The 14,319-nt window shown below is 73.6% G+C and carries 17 protein-coding genes; 9 read left to right on the plus strand and 8 right to left on the minus strand.

What is annotated here, in order from left to right:
- Positions 1–33: 33 nt before the first annotated feature.
- Positions 34–402 (minus strand): STAS domain-containing protein, encoded by a 369-nt coding sequence (locus ACFYUS_RS36975; protein ID WP_388862327.1) that lies wholly within the window; start codon positions 400–402, stop codon positions 34–36.
- A gap of 221 nt (positions 403–623) precedes the next feature.
- Here ACFYUS_RS36975 and ACFYUS_RS36980 point away from each other — a divergent pair, with 221 nt between their 5' ends.
- From ACFYUS_RS36980 to ACFYUS_RS36990, 3 genes are all read left to right on the plus strand, one after another.
- Positions 624–1,499 carry an RNA polymerase sigma factor SigF gene (locus tag ACFYUS_RS36980; protein WP_388862329.1) on the plus strand — a complete coding sequence of 292 codons (876 nt, stop codon included), beginning with the start codon at positions 624–626 and terminating at the stop codon, positions 1,497–1,499.
- 108 nt (positions 1,500–1,607) lie between these two features.
- Positions 1,608–2,240 (plus strand): phosphotransferase, encoded by a 633-nt coding sequence (locus ACFYUS_RS36985; RefSeq protein ID WP_388862331.1) that lies wholly within the window; start codon positions 1,608–1,610, stop codon positions 2,238–2,240.
- A gap of 80 nt (positions 2,241–2,320) precedes the next feature.
- Entirely contained in the window at positions 2,321–2,674 is a 354-nt protein-coding gene (locus ACFYUS_RS36990; protein ID WP_388862333.1) for a hypothetical protein, read from the plus strand.
- Between the two features lie 6 nt (positions 2,675–2,680).
- On the opposite strand, the gene ACFYUS_RS36995 is transcribed toward ACFYUS_RS36990, so the two are convergent.
- The 5 genes from ACFYUS_RS36995 to hutU all read right to left on the minus strand — a co-directional run bounded on the left by ACFYUS_RS36995 (position 2,681) and on the right by hutU (position 8,883).
- A complete protein-coding gene (locus tag ACFYUS_RS36995; RefSeq protein ID WP_388862335.1) occupies positions 2,681–3,274 on the minus strand; it encodes an HD domain-containing protein in 594 nt (197 codons plus the stop codon).
- Between the two features lie 33 nt (positions 3,275–3,307).
- Complete coding sequence (hutI, locus tag ACFYUS_RS37000) at positions 3,308–4,477, minus strand: imidazolonepropionase (RefSeq protein ID WP_388862337.1); 1,170 nt, start codon at positions 4,475–4,477, stop codon at positions 3,308–3,310.
- Between the two features lie 103 nt (positions 4,478–4,580).
- Positions 4,581–5,945: a formimidoylglutamate deiminase gene (locus ACFYUS_RS37005; protein WP_388862339.1), complete on the minus strand. Its 1,365-nt coding sequence runs from the start codon at positions 5,943–5,945 to the stop codon at positions 4,581–4,583.
- Positions 5,936–7,132, minus strand: coding sequence for an allantoate amidohydrolase (locus tag ACFYUS_RS37010; protein ID WP_388862459.1), 1,197 nt, complete (start codon positions 7,130–7,132; stop codon positions 5,936–5,938). Before ACFYUS_RS37010 ends, ACFYUS_RS37005 begins: the two co-directional genes overlap by 10 nt.
- Positions 7,133–7,218: 86 nt before the next feature.
- Positions 7,219–8,883, minus strand: a complete 1,665-nt coding sequence (gene hutU / locus ACFYUS_RS37015; RefSeq protein ID WP_388862341.1) for a urocanate hydratase — start codon at positions 8,881–8,883, stop codon at positions 7,219–7,221.
- Between the two features lie 94 nt (positions 8,884–8,977).
- On the opposite strand from hutU, the gene ACFYUS_RS37020 reads away from it, so the two are divergent.
- The 6 genes from ACFYUS_RS37020 to ACFYUS_RS37045 all read left to right on the plus strand — a co-directional run bounded on the left by ACFYUS_RS37020 (position 8,978) and on the right by ACFYUS_RS37045 (position 12,944).
- Positions 8,978–10,303: a diaminopimelate decarboxylase gene (locus ACFYUS_RS37020; protein WP_388862461.1), complete on the plus strand. Its 1,326-nt coding sequence runs from the start codon at positions 8,978–8,980 to the stop codon at positions 10,301–10,303.
- 32 nt (positions 10,304–10,335) lie between these two features.
- Complete coding sequence (locus ACFYUS_RS37025; protein WP_388862343.1) at positions 10,336–10,815, plus strand: SRPBCC family protein; 480 nt, start codon at positions 10,336–10,338, stop codon at positions 10,813–10,815.
- Positions 10,816–10,957: 142 nt separating this feature from the next.
- Positions 10,958–11,341, plus strand: a complete 384-nt coding sequence (locus ACFYUS_RS37030; protein WP_388862345.1) for a hypothetical protein — start codon at positions 10,958–10,960, stop codon at positions 11,339–11,341.
- Positions 11,338–12,099, plus strand: a complete 762-nt coding sequence (locus ACFYUS_RS37035) for a transcriptional regulator (RefSeq protein ID WP_388862347.1) — start codon at positions 11,338–11,340, stop codon at positions 12,097–12,099. The genes ACFYUS_RS37030 and ACFYUS_RS37035 overlap by 4 nt, the downstream gene beginning before the upstream one ends.
- On the plus strand, positions 12,099–12,533 hold the full coding sequence (locus ACFYUS_RS37040) for a roadblock/LC7 domain-containing protein (RefSeq protein WP_388862349.1): 435 nt from the start codon (positions 12,099–12,101) through the stop codon (positions 12,531–12,533). Before ACFYUS_RS37035 ends, ACFYUS_RS37040 begins: the two co-directional genes overlap by 1 nt.
- Before the next feature lie 39 nt (positions 12,534–12,572).
- The gene (locus tag ACFYUS_RS37045; RefSeq protein ID WP_388862351.1) at positions 12,573–12,944 is read left to right on the plus strand and encodes a hypothetical protein; all 372 of its coding nucleotides are present in this window, start codon (positions 12,573–12,575) and stop codon (positions 12,942–12,944) included.
- A 3-nt stretch (positions 12,945–12,947) separates the two neighbouring features.
- Here the strand turns inward: ACFYUS_RS37045 and ACFYUS_RS37050 are convergent, their stop codons facing one another.
- Positions 12,948–13,793, minus strand: a complete 846-nt coding sequence (locus ACFYUS_RS37050; RefSeq protein WP_388862353.1) for a MurR/RpiR family transcriptional regulator — start codon at positions 13,791–13,793, stop codon at positions 12,948–12,950.
- A gap of 14 nt (positions 13,794–13,807) precedes the next feature.
- Entirely contained in the window at positions 13,808–14,311 is a 504-nt protein-coding gene (locus ACFYUS_RS37055) for a hypothetical protein (protein WP_388862355.1), read from the minus strand.
- Between the last annotated feature and the right edge of the window lie 8 nt (positions 14,312–14,319).

Consider the following 14,319-nt stretch of genomic DNA (forward strand, 5'->3'; position numbering starts at 1 on the left):
ACGTACGGGGGGGGACGGCGTATGACGTCGGTCTCAGTCGGGGAGCGCCGTGGCGAGCGTCTCGTGGAGGGTGAAGACGGCGTCCGCGCCCGTGATGTGGAACACCCGGGCCACCGCGGGCCGCATCCCGACCAGATGGACGCCCCCACCGGCGGCCTGCGCCCGCAGCCGGGCGCCGAGCAGCACGTTGAGCCCGGTGGAATCGCAGAACTCCAGGCCCGAGCAGTCGACGACGAGCCGGGCGCGGTCCGCGTCGAGGGCGGCGTCCAGGGGGGTGCGCAGCAGTTCGGCGGTGTGGTGGTCGAGCTCGCCGACGGGCGTGAGGAGCACGCTCCCGGCCACGTCGCGGACCTCGACCCGCAGTCGCGCGGGCGGCGCGCTGCCGATGTGTTCGCGGTCCATGGCCGTGCCTCTTCTCGCTCTCGCGGATGCCGACTTACGTGCCTCGAACCCTACAAGTCGAGCGCCCGCCGGTGCACACGAGGCTCTTCCCCTATCGGTACGAAACGGATTATTGCCACTTGCAACCATCCGGGTCGAGCGGGTAGGGCTAGAAGGAACGTCCGACCCGACCGGCTCTGGAGGCGCCGCAAACCGCAGCGAGAAGCACCCGAAGGAGACTCATGTCACCCCGGCTCGACGCCCCGCGTACCCCCGACGCGCCGTCGGCAGCAGTTCCCCTCCCCCCTGTCCCCGACCTTCCCGACGGGCCGCTCGACCGGATCGGACCGGTCGACTCCCGCGCCCTGTCGAAACAGCTCTTCGCCCGGCTCTCCGAGCTGGAGGAGGGCACCCACGACCACGCGTACGTCCGCAACACCCTCATCGAACTGAACCTCGCCCTGGTGAGGTTCGCCGCCGCCCGGTTCGGCACCCGCAGCGAGCCGATGGAGGACATCGTCCAGGTCGGCACGATCGGACTGATCAAGGCGATCGACCGCTTCGAGCTCACCCGCGGCGTCGAGTTCCCGACCTTCGCGATGCCGACGATCATCGGCGAGATCAAGCGCTTCTTCCGCGACACCTCGTGGTCCGTGCACGTGCCCCGCAGGCTCCAGGAGCTCCGGCTCGACCTCGCCAGGGCCGGCGAGGCGCTCGCCCAGCGCCTCGACCGCGCCCCGACCGTCGCCGAGCTCGCCGAGGAGCTCGGCATCACGCCGGAGGAGGTCGTCGAGGGCATGGCCGCGAGCAACGCGTACACCGCGACCTCGCTCGACGCGCGGCCCGACGAGGAGGACGGCGCCGGCGGCGAGGCCGCGCTCGCCGACCGGCTCGGCTACGAGGACGACGGGCTCACCGGGATCGAGTACGTCGCCTCCCTCAAGCCGATGATCGCCTCGCTGCCCGCGCGCGAGCGGCGGATCCTCTCGCTGCGGTTCGTCTCCGGCCTGACCCAGTCGGAGATCGGCGCGGAACTGGGCATCTCGCAGATGCACGTGTCCCGGCTCCTCGCCCGCACCCTCGCCCGGCTGCGCCGGGGCCTGACGCTGGAAGAGTGACACCGGCACCGCCGAAGCTCCAAGATGGCCGCGGAAAGGGCCCGTTCACGGTCTGACGACCGGGGGACGGGCCCTTTCCGCGACCAAGGGGCGAAAGGGGATGGCGAGTTGGAGATCATCGGGCAGGGCAGAACGGCCGACGTGCACGCGCTCGACGAGGGGCGGGTGCTGCGGCGGTACCGGGACGGCTGGGACGCGACCCGGGAGGCGGTGGTGATGACCCGGCTCGCGGACCGGGGCTACCCGGTCCCGGCCGTCCTCCACGCGGAGGGCACGGACCTGGTGATGGAACGCCTGACGGGACCGTCGCTCATGGACGCGCTGCTGACGGGGGCGTACGAGCCGGGACCGGCGGGCGAGTTGATCGCGGACCTCCTGTCCCGGCTGCACGCGCTACCGGGCGACGGCGTGGTCCACCTGGACCTGCACCCCGGGAACGTGATCCTCACGGCGGCCCGCGGCCCCGTCGTCATCGACTGGCAGACGGCGGAGGAGGGAAGTCCGCCGGGCCTCGACTGCGCCATGTCCGCGCTGATCCTCGCGGAGGCGGCCGTCTCCCCGGCCCCGTACGCCGCCGGCGCCCGCGCGATCCTCGCGGGCCTCCTGCCGGCCCTCCGCACCCCGGCCCTCCCCCACCTCCCGGCGGCCCGCGAACGCCGCGCGAAGGACCCGAACCTGACGGCGGCGGAGGTCGCGGCCCTGGGGGCGGCGGCGGAGCTGATCCGGGCGCTGTCCGCGTAATCCATTGGCTGCCGCGGCATCGCCGTCGGTACCGTCGGGCCCCGACAGCCGCCCCCCGTACGGAGACAGAGAGCGAAGCCATGTCCACGCAGCGACCGACGACCACCTTGTGGCGCCCCACGGGCCCCGTCGAGCTGGAGCTCGTACGGGAGTCGGGATGGAGGGCCTGGCCGCCGCGGCTTCCGGAGCAGCCGATCTTCTATCCGGTGCTCGACGAGGAGTACGCGGTGAAGATCGCGCGGGACTGGAACGTCAAGCACAGCGGCGCCGGCTTCGTCACCCGCTTCGAGGTCGACACGGAGTTCCTCCGCAGGTACCCGGTGCGGCAGGCGGGCGGACGGACGATCCTGGAGCTGTGGGTGCCGGCGGAGGAGCTGGACGAGTTCAACGCGCACATCGTGGGCGGGATCGAGGTCGTCCACGAGTTCCGGTGACGGCGCTCAGGGCCTGAACGACGCCTGGTGGGCGAGGCGGCGGTCCGCGTCGGCGCCGAGGCGTCCGAGGAGTTCGTCGAGGGCGAGGAACTCCTCCCAGCGGGGCCTGCCGGTCGCCTCGGCCAGCCGGGCCACGACGAGGTCCTCCAGGTCCGGGACCCGCTTGTTCTTCCAGACCTTGTCGGCCGTGCTGACCAGGAGGTCCTCCAGGGTCGCCCCCGGGTCCGTCCACAGGGCGTGGGTCGCCGCGAAGCGGCACAGGTCCCGGGGGAAGCCGTGGGCCGAGAGGAGCTCCCGGCCCGCCTCCTCATGGAGCGAGCCGGGCCCGGACAGTTCGGCGGGGTGCACGACCTTGCCGATGTCGTGGGTCGCCGCTCCGAACAGGACGGCCTCCCGGTCGACGACCGGGCCCGGACAGTGCGCCTCCACCCACACGACCAGGCTCCGCGCGACATCGTGGACGGCACGCAGATGGGCGGCCAGGCGCGGAGGCGCGTCCAGGGTGCGCAGGAGGTCCGCCACCGCCTGCGGGAGCGGGTGCAGTGGCGGATCCGCGGGATCGTGCAGTGCTCGGGCCAGTTCGTCGTCCGACGGTCGCATCGGACCAGGCTACGGGGTGGCCCGGCCCACCGTTCAGACCGCCCGCACGCCCTTGCGCCAGACCTCCGCGATCAGCGGGACGCCCGGGCGGTACGCCAGGTGGACGTGGGACGGGGCGTCGAGGACGACGAGGTCCGCTCGGGCGCCGACGCCCAGCCGGCCGACGTCCGTGCGGCGCAGGGCCGCCGCGCCGCCCGCCGTGGCGGACCAGATCGCCTCGTCCGGGGTCATCAGCATGTCCCGTACCGCGAGCGCGACGCAGAAGGACATCGAGGAGGTGAAGGAGGAGCCCGGGTTGCAGTCCGTGGAGAGGGCGACGGTGACGCCCACGTCGATCAGGCGGCGGGCGTCCGGCCATTCGGCGCGGGTGGAGAACTCGGCGCCGGGGAGCAGCGTGGCGACCGTGTTGCCCTGGGCCAGGGCGTCGATGTCCGCGTTCGTGAGGTGGGTGCAGTGGTCGGCGCTGGCCGCGTCCAGTTCGACCGCGAGCTGCACGCCGGGGCCGTAGGTGAGCTGGTTGGCGTGGACGCGGGCCTGGAGGCCCTTGGCCATGCCGGCCTTGAGGATCGCGCGGGCCTGGTCGCCGTCGAAGGCGCCCTTCTCGCAGAAGACGTCGACCCAACGGGCGTGCGGGGCACAGGCGTCGAGCATCTCGCCGGTCACCAGCTTCACGTACGCGGCCGGGTCGTCGGCGTACTCCGGCGCCACGATGTGCGCGCCGAGGTACGTGACCTCGTCCGTGTGCTCGGCGGCGATGCGCAGCGCGCGGGCCTCGTCCTCGACGGTGAGGCCGTAGCCGGACTTGGTCTCGAAGGTGGTGGTGCCCTGGCGGAGGGCCTCCCACATGTACTTGGCCACGTTCGCGGAGAGTTCGGCGTCGCTCGCGGACCGGGTCGCGGCGACGGTCGTGCGGATGCCGCCCGCCTTGTACGGCTGGCCCGACATGCGGGCGTTGAACTCGGCCGTGCGGTCGCCCGCGAAGACGAGGTGCGAGTGGGAGTCGACGAAGCCGGGGACGACGGCGCGGCCGGCCGCGTCGACGGCCTGGTCGGCGGCCGGGGCCGCCGACGCCGGGCCCGCCCAGGAGACCTTCTCGTCCTCCAGGACGAGGGCGGCGTCCTTGATCAGGCCCAGGGGGCCTTCGCCGAGGGTGGGGTCGTTCGTTACCAGGCTGCCGATGTTCGTGATCAGCGTCGTCGTCATGGTGCTCTCCGGTGGGGGCGGGTGGTTCGGGTGCGGGCCGGTGGCCGGGTTGTGCCCACCCGTTCCGCCCTGCGGAACGATGGCCCACAACCCGGGGTCCCGCTCAGCTCCTGAGCGCTGCGATCGCGGTCGCGAGGGCCTCGCCCACGTCAGGTACGGAGGCGTGGGCGCCGTCCTCGACGATCGTCCGGCCGCCCACCACCACGTGGTGCACGTCCGCCGCCGTCGCCGCGAAGACCGCCGTCTCGGCCGCGAGGCGCGGGACGGGGCCGGCCGTGCGGACGGAGTCGAGGGCGATCGTGGTGAAGTCGGCCAGGGCGCCCTGCTCCAGGGTGCCCGCGTCGGCCCAGCCGAGGGCCGCGTGGCCGTCGGCGGTGGCGGCGCGGAGGAGCGCGGCGGCCGTCCAGTGGCCGCGGGTGCGGGTGCGCAGGCGTTCGTCCAGCTCCATCGCCCGGGCCTCTTCGAGGAGGTCGATGACGGCGTGGCTGTCGCTGCCGAGGGAGAGCGGGGAGCCGGCCCGCTGGAGGGCGACGGCCGGGCCGATGCCGTCGGCGAGGTCCCGCTCGGTCGTCGGGCACATGCAGGTGCCGGTGGTCGACGAGCCGAGGAGGGTGATGTCCTCGTCCGTCAGGTGGGTGTTGTGGACGCCGGTCGTCCGCGCGCCCAGGACGCCGTGCTCCGCGAGGAGCCGGGTCGGCGTCATGCCGTGGGCCGCGAGGCAGGCCTCGTTCTCGGCGGTCTGCTCGGAGAGGTGGACGTGGAGGGGGGCCTGCCGGTCCTCCGCCCAGCGCGCCACCGTCGACAGCTGGTCGGCCGGGACCGCCCGTACGGAGTGGATCGCCGCGCCGATGCGTACGCCGTCCCGGTCCTTGAGGGCCGAGACCCGCTGCGCCCACTGCTCGGCGGTGCCGTCGGTGAAGCGGAGCTGGTGCTGCTCGGGGGCGGCGCCGAAGCCGGAGGAGAGGTAGGCGGTGTCGAGGAGGGTGATGCGGATGCCCGCCTCGCCGGCCGCCGCGATCAGGGCCTCGCCCATGGCGTTGGGGTCGGCGTACGGGCTGCCGCCGGGCGCGTGGTGGAGGTAGTGGAACTCGCCGACGGAGGTGATGCCGGCGAGCGCCATCTCCGCGTACACCGCGCGGGCGAGCGCGAAGTAGCTGTCGGGGGTGAGGCGCTGGGCGACGGCGTACATGACCTCGCGCCAGGTCCAGAAGGTTCCGGAGCCGACCTGGACGGTGCCGCGCAGGGCGCGGTGGAACGCATGGCTGTGGGCATTGGCCAGGCCGGGGATCGTGAGGCCGCGGAGGACGACGGCGCCCGGGGGCGGGGCCTCCACCCCCGTGCGCACGGCTTCGATGCGGCCGTCCGAGGTGCCCGCGGCGGAGCCGCCGATGGACACGGTCAGGGCCACGCCCGGCTCGACGTTCACGCCGAGCCAGGCGTGTTCCAGCCAGTACGTCGTCAGCGGCACGCCAGTTCCTCCAGTACGTCGGCGAGTGCGAGGACTCCGGCGACGCAGTCGTCCTCGGCGGCGAACTCGGCCGGGGAGTGCGAGACGCCGGTGGGGTTCCGTACGAACAGCATGGCGGTCGGGATCGATTCGGACAGGATGCCCGCGTCGTGTCCCGCGCCCGTGCCGAGGACCGGCACCTTGCCCGTGGTGCCGAGGATGCGGGAGAGCTCGTCGCGCAGGGCGTGCGAGAACTCCACGATCGGGGTGGAGGACTCCTGGACGACGGCGAGGTCGATGCCGTGGCGGTCGGCGTACTCCCGGGCCGCGGCCTCGACCCCGGCGATGACCTGGTCCAGGGCGCCCTGGTCGGCGGCGCGGGCGTCGAGCCAGCCGCGGACCATGGACGGGATGGCGTTGACGCCGTTGGGCTCGACCGCGATCTTGCCGAAGGTGGCGACGGCGCCCGCGAGTTCGGCCTCGCGGCGGGCGGCGAGGACCGTCTCGGCGTAGGTGAGCATCGGGTCGCGGCGGTCGACCAGGCGGGTGGTGCCCGCGTGGTTGGCCTCGCCCGCGAAGTCGTACCGCCAGCGGCCGTGCGGCCAGATGGAGGAGGCGATGCCGACGGGGTCGCCGGACAGGTCCAGGGCGCGGCCCTGCTCGACGTGGAGCTCGACGAAGGCGCCGATGCGGGCCAGTCGCTCGGGGTCCGCGCCGATCCCGGCAGGGTCGTACCCGGCCTTCTCCATGGCCTGCGGGAGGCTGATCCCGTCGGCGTCGCGGAGCTCGTACGCCTGCTCCTTCGTCAGCCGTCCCGCGGTGAGGCGGGAGCCGACGCAGGCGAGGCCGAAGCGGGCTCCTTCCTCGTCGCCGAAGTTGACGATGGCGAGGGGCCGCTTGAACGAGACGCCGCGGGCGCGGAGTTCGTCGAGGGCGGCGAAGGAGGACACGACGCCGAGGGGACCGTCGAAGGCGCCGCCGTCGGGGACGGAGTCCAGGTGGGAGCCGGTGACGACGGCGTCGCCGGCCGTGGGGTCGCCGAGCCAGGCCCACTGGTTGCCGTTGCGGTCGGTCTCGACGTCCAGGCGGCGGGCCTCGGCCTGCATCCGGAACCAGAGGCGGCAGTCGGCGTCGGCCTGGGTCCAGGCGTAGCGGCGGTAGCCGCCGGAGGCGGCGTTGCGGCCGATTCCGTGGAGGCTGCGCCACATGGCGTGGAACGAGGGGGAGTCCCCCCGCCCCGCCGAGGCGGCCCGGGCGGAGCCGCGGGGCGCCTCGGCGGCGTCGTGGGACGAGGTCACTCGGAGTCACCCTCGCGCATCGGGACGCGGACGCCCTTCTCGTCGGCGACGCGCTCGGCGATGTCGTAGCCGGCGTCGACGTGGCGGATGACGCCCATGCCGGGGTCGTTGGTGAGGACGCGGCGGATCTTCTCGCCGGCGAGCTTGGTGCCGTCGGCGACGGAGACCTGGCCGGCGTGGATGGAGCGGCCCATGCCGACGCCGCCGCCGTGGTGGATGGAGACCCAGGAGGCGCCGGAGGCGACGTTGACCATGGCGTTGAGCAGCGGCCAGTCGGCGATGGCGTCGGAGCCGTCGAGCATCGCCTCGGTCTCGCGGTACGGGGAGGCGACGGAGCCGCAGTCGAGGTGGTCGCGGCCGATCGCGAGCGGGGCGGCGAGGGTGCCGTCGGCCACCATGTCGTTGAACATGTCGCCGGCCTTGTCGCGCTCGCCCTGGCCGAGCCAGCAGATGCGGGCGGGCAGGCCCTGGAAGTGGACGCGCTCGCCGGCCATCTTGATCCAGCGGTGCAGGGACTCGTTCTCGGGGAAGAGGTCGAGGATCGCCTTGTCGGTCTTGGCGATGTCGGAGGCCTCGCCGGAGAGGGCGGCCCAGCGGAAGGGGCCCTTGCCCTCGCAGAACAGCGGGCGGATGTACGCCGGGACGAAGCCGGGGAAGGCGAAGGCGCGGTCGTAGCCGGCGAGCTGGGCCTCGCCGCGGATCGAGTTGCCGTAGTCGAAGACCTCGGCGCCGGCGTCCATGAAGCCGACCATGGCCTCGACGTGCTTGGCCATCGACTCGCGGGAGCGCTGGGTGAAGCCGGCCGGGTCCTTGGCGGCCGCGTCGGCCATGTCCTCGAAGGCGACGCCGACCGGGAGGTAGGAGAGCGGGTCGTGGGCCGAGGTCTGGTCGGTCACGATGTCGATCGGGGCGCCCTCGGCGAGCATCTGCGGGAGCAGCTCGGCGGCGTTGCCGAGGAGGCCGATGGAGAGCGGGCGGCGGGCGTCGCGGGCCTCGACGGCGAGCTGGAGGGCGTGGGCGAGGTTGTCGGCCTTGACGTCCAGGTAGCGGTGCTCGATGCGGCGCTCGATGGCGCGCGGGTCGACGTCGATGCAGATCGCGACGCCGTCGTTCATCGTCACGGCGAGCGGCTGGGCGCCGCCCATGCCGCCGAGGCCGGCGGTGAGGGTGATCGTCCCGGCGAGGGTGCCGTCGAACTTCTTCGCGGCGACGGCGGCGAAGGTCTCGTAGGTGCCCTGGAGGATGCCCTGGGTGCCGATGTAGATCCAGGAGCCGGCCGTCATCTGGCCGTACATGGTGAGGCCGAGCTTCTCCAGGCGGCGGAACTCCTCCCAGTTGGCCCAGTCGCCGACGAGGTTGGAGTTGGCGATGAGGACGCGCGGGGCCCACTCGTGGGTCTGCATGACGCCGACGGGGCGGCCGGACTGGACGAGCATCGTCTCGTCCTGCTTGAGGGTGCGCAGGGTGCGGACCATGGCGTCGAAGGAGCGCCAGTCGCGGGCGGCCTTGCCGGTGCCGCCGTAGACGACGAGCTTGTCGGGGTGCTCGGCGACCTCGGGGTCGAGGTTGTTCTGGAGCATCCGGAGGGCGGCTTCCTGCTGCCATCCCAGGGCGCTGAGTTCCGTACCGCGGGCGGCTCGCACGGGGCGGGGACCTGACATGGGGGTGCCTCCTCGAATGTCGTTCAGATATTCACATCCTGGACTGCTGAATAGTTGTAGTCAACAGGGCGTGCCGGACGGGCGATGGACGAGGATGGGCCGCATGGCCTCCTCCCGTCGCGATCTCGCCGTCCGAGCCACCGTCGATCAAGGACTCCTCTCCCCCGCCGAACCGGTCGTCGCCCTCCTCGACACCGCCGGCATCCGCGCCTCCGCCGCCGCCCTGACCAGCGCCTTCGCCGCCGTCACCGACGCCCACGTGCTGCACGCCTTCGCCGTGAAGGCCGCCCCGCTCGTCCCCGTCCTGCGCCTGCTCCACGAGGCGGGGCTCGGCGTCGAGGTCGCGAGCCCCGGCGAGCTGGCCCTCGCCCGCGCCGCCGGCGTCCCGCCCGGCCGCACCGTCCTCGACTCCCCCGCCAAGACCCCGGCCGAGCTCCGCCAGGCCCTCGCGCTCGGCATCGCCGTCAACGCCGACAACCTCCAGGAGCTGGCCCGCCTCGACGCGCTCGTCGCCTCCGCCCCCACCGCCTCGCCCCTCGGGATCCGGGTGAACCCGCAGGTCGGAGCCGGTTCCATCGGCGCGCTCTCGACCGCGACCGCCACCTCCAAGTTCGGCGTGGCGCTCCGCGACGAGGGCGCCCGCAAAACCGTCGTGCAGGCCTACCTGGAGCGGCCCTGGCTGACCCGGCTGCACACCCACACCGGCTCCCAGGGCATCCCGCTCGCCCTCATGGCCGAGGGGGTCGGGGAGGCGTACGCGCTCGCCGAGGAGATCAACCGGGCGGCCGGACGGCAGCAGGTCGACACCCTCGACATCGGCGGCGGCCTGCCCGTGAACTTCGCCTCCGACGAGGAGACGCCGTCGTACGCCGCGTACGCCCGGCTGCTCGCCGACACCGTCCCCGGGCTCTTCGACGGCCGCTACCGGCTCGTCACCGAGTTCGGGCGCTCCCTGCTCGCCAGACACGGCACGGTCCTCGCCCGCGTGGAGTACACGAAGACCTCCGGCGGCCGCCCGATCGCCCTCACCCACGCGGGCGTGCAGCTGGCCACCCGTACGGTCTACGCCCCCGAGGCCTGGCCCCTGCGCGTCCTCGCGTACGACTCCGAGGGCCGGCCCCGCGCCGGCGACGTCACCGTCCAGGACGTGGCGGGCCCCGCCTGCTTCGCCGGGGACCTCCTCGCCCGGGGCCGCGCGCTGCCGCTGCTGCGCCCCGGGGACGTCGTGGCGGTCCCGGACACCGGCGCGTACTGCTTCGCCCACCACTACGCGTACAACAGCCTGCCCCGGCCCGCGGTCCACGGCTTCACCGTCGACGGCGACGGGGCGGTGACCTTCACGACCGTGCGCAAGGCCCAGACGCTCGACGAGATCGTCGCCGAGGCGGGCGGGGCGCACGCGGACGCGCTGGTCCGGTAGCGCTTCGGGGGCGGCCCGGTTTCGATGAGGCCATGACTGGAACGCGTGCGGACACCACCTCCGTCGTCGTCGAACGCCGGGTCGCCGCCTCCCCCGGGCGGGTCTGGGAGTCGATCACCGACCTGCGGGACATGCCCCGGGTCCTCTCCGGGGTCGACCGGGTGGAGGTGCTCACCGAGGGCGTCTTCGACGTGGGCACGCGCTGGCGCGAGACCCGGCGGATGCTGGGCAAGGAGGCCACGGAGGAGATGACCGTGACCGAGTGCGAGCCGCCCGACCGGTACGTCACGGTCGCCGACTCGCACGGCATGCACTACGTCTCCGAGCTCACCCTCACCCCCGACGGCACCGGGGCCACCACCCTGCGCATGGCCTTCTCCGCCCGGCCCGCCGCCGGCCGCGCCCCGGGGCCCGTCGCCCGCCTGCTCGCCCGCTTCGGGGCGAAGGCGGTCGCCAGGGCGCTCACGAAGGACCTGTCCGACATCGCCGCCGCGGTGGAGTCGCGCGGCTGATCCGGATCCTTCCGGATCAATTCACGTCAGACAGCGGCATGTTCCGATGGAAAATGCCAGAACGCCTCCCCCGGGCCGGAACGTTCAGTAGCGTCACCGTCACTGCCGCACGCCCGCACGCCGTATCGGGAGGGGAATCCGCGTGCCCGGAATCGACGAGTGCCTGCTTGAGGCCATGGCCCTGCCCGGGGCCCGGGGCGCCTCCCTGGTCGACTGGACCAGTGGGCTGGCGCTCGGGACGGCCGGCGACTCACCGGTCGGCGACCACGAGACGACGGCCGCCGAGACCGCCGAACTCGCCCGCTCGGCCGCCGAGTTCGACTCGTTCACCGCCGGGGAGACCGAAGGCGCGCCCGTCGAGGACCTCATCGTCACCACCCGCGCCGGCTACCACGTCCTCCGCTTCGTCGAGACCTCCTTCGACAGCAGCGTCTTCCTCCACCTCTGGCTCGACCGCGACTCCGGCAACCTCGCCCTCGCCCGGCTCCGGCTCCGCGACCTCGCAGACAAGCTGGTCCTCGGATGAGCGTCTCCCCCATGCTGGTCCGGCTCGCCGCCGAGAAGGCCACCGGCGCCCTGCTCCGCGACCACGGCACGCTCTACCTCGTCGACGGCCGCGTCGTGCACGCCGAGTCCCCCGCCGCCCCCGGCGTCGACGTCCTCCTCACCACCGGCGGCCGGCTGCCCCGCGAGGGCTGGGACGAGGCCGTCGACCGGGCCGGGGCGCACCGCGCGGTCGGCCGCTTCCTCGTCGACAGCGGCCGGATCCACGACGGCGAGCTGGAGATCTGCCACCTCGGCGCCGTCTTCGACGCGGCCTTCTTCGCCCTCTCCCCCACCAGCGGGCCGACCCGCTTCCGGTACGGGGTGGGGCACTGGTTCGGGACGGTGCGGCCGGTCTCCGCCGAGGCCGTCGAGCGCGAGACCGTCCGCCGCCGCGAACTCCTCGACGCCGTCTGGCCGTACGCCTCCGTCGACACCGCCCCCGTCGTGCCGCGCCCCGCCGCCCCCGGCCAGACCGTGGGGGCCCGGCAGCGCGCGCTGCTCACCGCCGCCGACGGGCGGCGGACCCCGGCGGAGCTGGCCCGGCTGCTCGGCCGGCCCGCCTTCCACACGCTCCTCGACGTGCGGCGCCTCGCCGCCGCCGGGCTCGTCGAGACCCCGCCCGAACCCGAACCCGAACCCGTACCGCCACCGCCGGCGCCCTTACCCGCCCCGCCGGTGGCCGACCCCGACATCGCCCTGCTGCGCCGGCTCCGTGACGCCCTGGAGGCACACCTGTGATGAGGCGTGCCCTGCGCATGCGCGCCGAGAGGAGACAGCTCATGACCGCAGAAGCCGAGGTCCTCGGCGAGCTCAGACGACTGCGGGCCCGGCTGCCCCAGCTCACCGGAGCCCTGGCGGCCAGCGCCGACGGGCTCGTCCTCGCCCACGACACGGCGGACGGCGAGGCGGAGACCGTGGCCGCGCTGACCGCGGCGGCGCTCGGCGTCGGACAGCGGCTGACCGACACCACCGGGCAGGGCCGCTTCCTCGAACTGCTCGTACGCGGCGACAACGGCTATGTGGCGACGTACGCGGCGGGCGGCTCGGCCGTCCTGACCCTGCTCGCCGAACCCCGGATCAACGTCGGCCGGCTCCACCTGGAGGCCCGCAGGTCCGGCGCCCGGATAGGGGAGCTCGTCGACGGCGCGCTGGAACGCAAAGACCTGAACTGAACCGTCCGAACAGCACCGAGAAGGAAGAAGTACGACACCATGGCGAACACCGAGACCTCCCTCAAGGAAGCGACCACGATCGAAGGCGCGATCGGCGCGGCCCTCGTCGACTACACCAGCGGCATGGCGCTCGGCACGATCGGCGGCGGCAAGGAGCTCGACCTCAACATGGCCGCGGCGGGCAACACCGACGTCGTCCGCGCCAAGGTCCGGGCGATGGAGATGCTGGGGCTCAACGAGGAGATCGAGGACATCCTGATCACCCTCGGCTCCCAGTACCACCTGATCCGGCTGCTCAAGGGGCGCGGCACCAACGGCCTCTTCCTCTACCTGGCGCTCGACAAGAGCCGCGCGAACCTGGCGATGGCCCGCCACCAGCTGAAGAAGATCGAGGCGGAGCTCGAGGTCTGACGGCTACTCGACGAACAGGCCCCGGGCCGCCGCCTTCGTGTCGAACTCCTCCAGACGCGCCTGCGCGTCGGGGAGTTCGTCCGCCATGGCCTCCAGGAGGACCCGGCCGAGCAGCATCGGCGCGCAGGCGGTGTCGAAGGCGAGCCCGGTGCCGACGGCGGCCGGGATCAGCAGGTCGCTGTGGGGGGCGACGGGCGCGAACGCCGACTCGGCGACGGTCACGACCGTGAGCCCGGCCTTGCGCGCGTACTCCAGGGCCTCGACGACCTCCTTGGGGTGCCGGGGCAGCGCGAAGCAGAGCAGGGCCGTGGCCCCGGCCCGTACGGCCGCGTCGATGCGGTCCGTGAGCATCGAGCCGCCCTCGTCGAGGAGCCGGACGTCCGGGTGCACCTTCGCGGCGAAGTAGGCGAAGCCCCGCGCCTGCGAGGAGGCGGCCCGCAGTCCGAGCACGGGCAGCGTCCGGGACCCGGCGAGGAGCCGCCCGGCCCGCTCGACGGGCGCGGGGTCGGCGAGGAGCCCGGCGAGGTGCCGGAGGTTCTGGATCTCGGCGAGGACGGCCTGCTGGTACTCGTTGAGCGCCTCGTCCTCCCCCTCGCCGGCGCCCGGCTCGGGCGGCGCGACCTCGCGGAGGTGACGGCGGAGCGCCGGATAGCCGTCGAACCCGAGGGCGACGGCGAAGCGCGTGACGGAGGGCTGGCTGACCCCGGCGAGCTCGGCCAGCTCCACGCTGGACAGGAACGGCACGTCATTGGCCCGCCGGACCATGGAGTGGGCGATCCTCCGCTGCGTCGGCGTCAGCCGGTGCCCCTCGAAGAGCGCCTGCAGCCGACCGGCCGGGCTGTCGCTCATGCCGCCCCCTTCACCTATTCACTCACGGAAGACTCTGCATAAGGATATGCAGCCGCGGCCGTCCCCGTACAGGACTCCTCCGGACCGTGGGCCGTGACCACGGGCCGGGTCCGGCCGGCCCCCGGGAGATCGATGGTGAAGCAGCGGGTGGCCATGGCGTCGGCCGGACCGAACAGCGGCTGGGTCCGCTCATAGGGACGGGAGAAGAGGACGAGGACCCGGGTGCCGTGCCCCGTGGGGCGCACCCCGACGACCGTCCCGAGCTGCGGGCTCCCGCCGGCGAACGCGTCGAAGGCGTCCCGTACGTCCTGCTCGGAGGGGGTGGCGCCCTCGGCGGCAAGGACGTCGGCGAACCGGTCCGCGTCCGCGCGGGTGGCCTCGAAGGCGTTCCGCTCCCTGGCCGACTCCTGGAGACGGGAGACGGTGACGAGGGCGACGAGCGTCACGAGGAGGGCGAGCAGGACCGCGGCCACGGCCTTGCCCCAGGGCGCGGTCCTGCCTCTTCGCTCCGTGTTCACGGCGTCCT

The sequence above is a fragment of the Streptomyces sp. NPDC004284 genome, from assembly GCF_042874035.1.
Classification (GTDB): Bacteria; Actinomycetota; Actinomycetes; order Streptomycetales; family Streptomycetaceae; genus Streptomyces.

Bases quoted from the DNA above. Each gene is read 5' to 3' on its own strand.
- ACFYUS_RS37040 (WP_388862349.1), top strand. From the start codon at position 12,099: ATGAGGCGTGCCCTGCGCATGCGCGCCGAGAGGAGACAGCTCATGACC.
- hutI (WP_388862337.1), bottom strand. From the start codon at position 4,477: ATGACGACGACGCTGATCACGAACATCGGCAGCCTGGTAACGAACGAC.
- ACFYUS_RS37025 (WP_388862343.1), top strand. From the start codon at position 10,336: ATGACTGGAACGCGTGCGGACACCACCTCCGTCGTCGTCGAACGCCGG.
- ACFYUS_RS36975 (WP_388862327.1), bottom strand. From the start codon at position 402: ATGGACCGCGAACACATCGGCAGCGCGCCGCCCGCGCGACTGCGGGTC.
- ACFYUS_RS37045 (WP_388862351.1), top strand. From the start codon at position 12,573: ATGGCGAACACCGAGACCTCCCTCAAGGAAGCGACCACGATCGAAGGC.
- ACFYUS_RS36990 (WP_388862333.1), top strand. From the start codon at position 2,321: ATGTCCACGCAGCGACCGACGACCACCTTGTGGCGCCCCACGGGCCCC.
- hutU (WP_388862341.1), bottom strand. From the start codon at position 8,883: ATGTCAGGTCCCCGCCCCGTGCGAGCCGCCCGCGGTACGGAACTCAGC.
- ACFYUS_RS37020 (WP_388862461.1), top strand. From the start codon at position 8,978: ATGGGCCGCATGGCCTCCTCCCGTCGCGATCTCGCCGTCCGAGCCACC.
- ACFYUS_RS37010 (WP_388862459.1), bottom strand. From the start codon at position 7,132: ATGTGGCGCAGCCTCCACGGAATCGGCCGCAACGCCGCCTCCGGCGGC.
- ACFYUS_RS37035 (WP_388862347.1), top strand. From the start codon at position 11,338: ATGAGCGTCTCCCCCATGCTGGTCCGGCTCGCCGCCGAGAAGGCCACC.
- ACFYUS_RS37050 (WP_388862353.1), bottom strand. From the start codon at position 13,793: ATGAGCGACAGCCCGGCCGGTCGGCTGCAGGCGCTCTTCGAGGGGCAC.
- ACFYUS_RS36995 (WP_388862335.1), bottom strand. From the start codon at position 3,274: ATGCGACCGTCGGACGACGAACTGGCCCGAGCACTGCACGATCCCGCG.
- ACFYUS_RS36980 (WP_388862329.1), top strand. From the start codon at position 624: ATGTCACCCCGGCTCGACGCCCCGCGTACCCCCGACGCGCCGTCGGCA.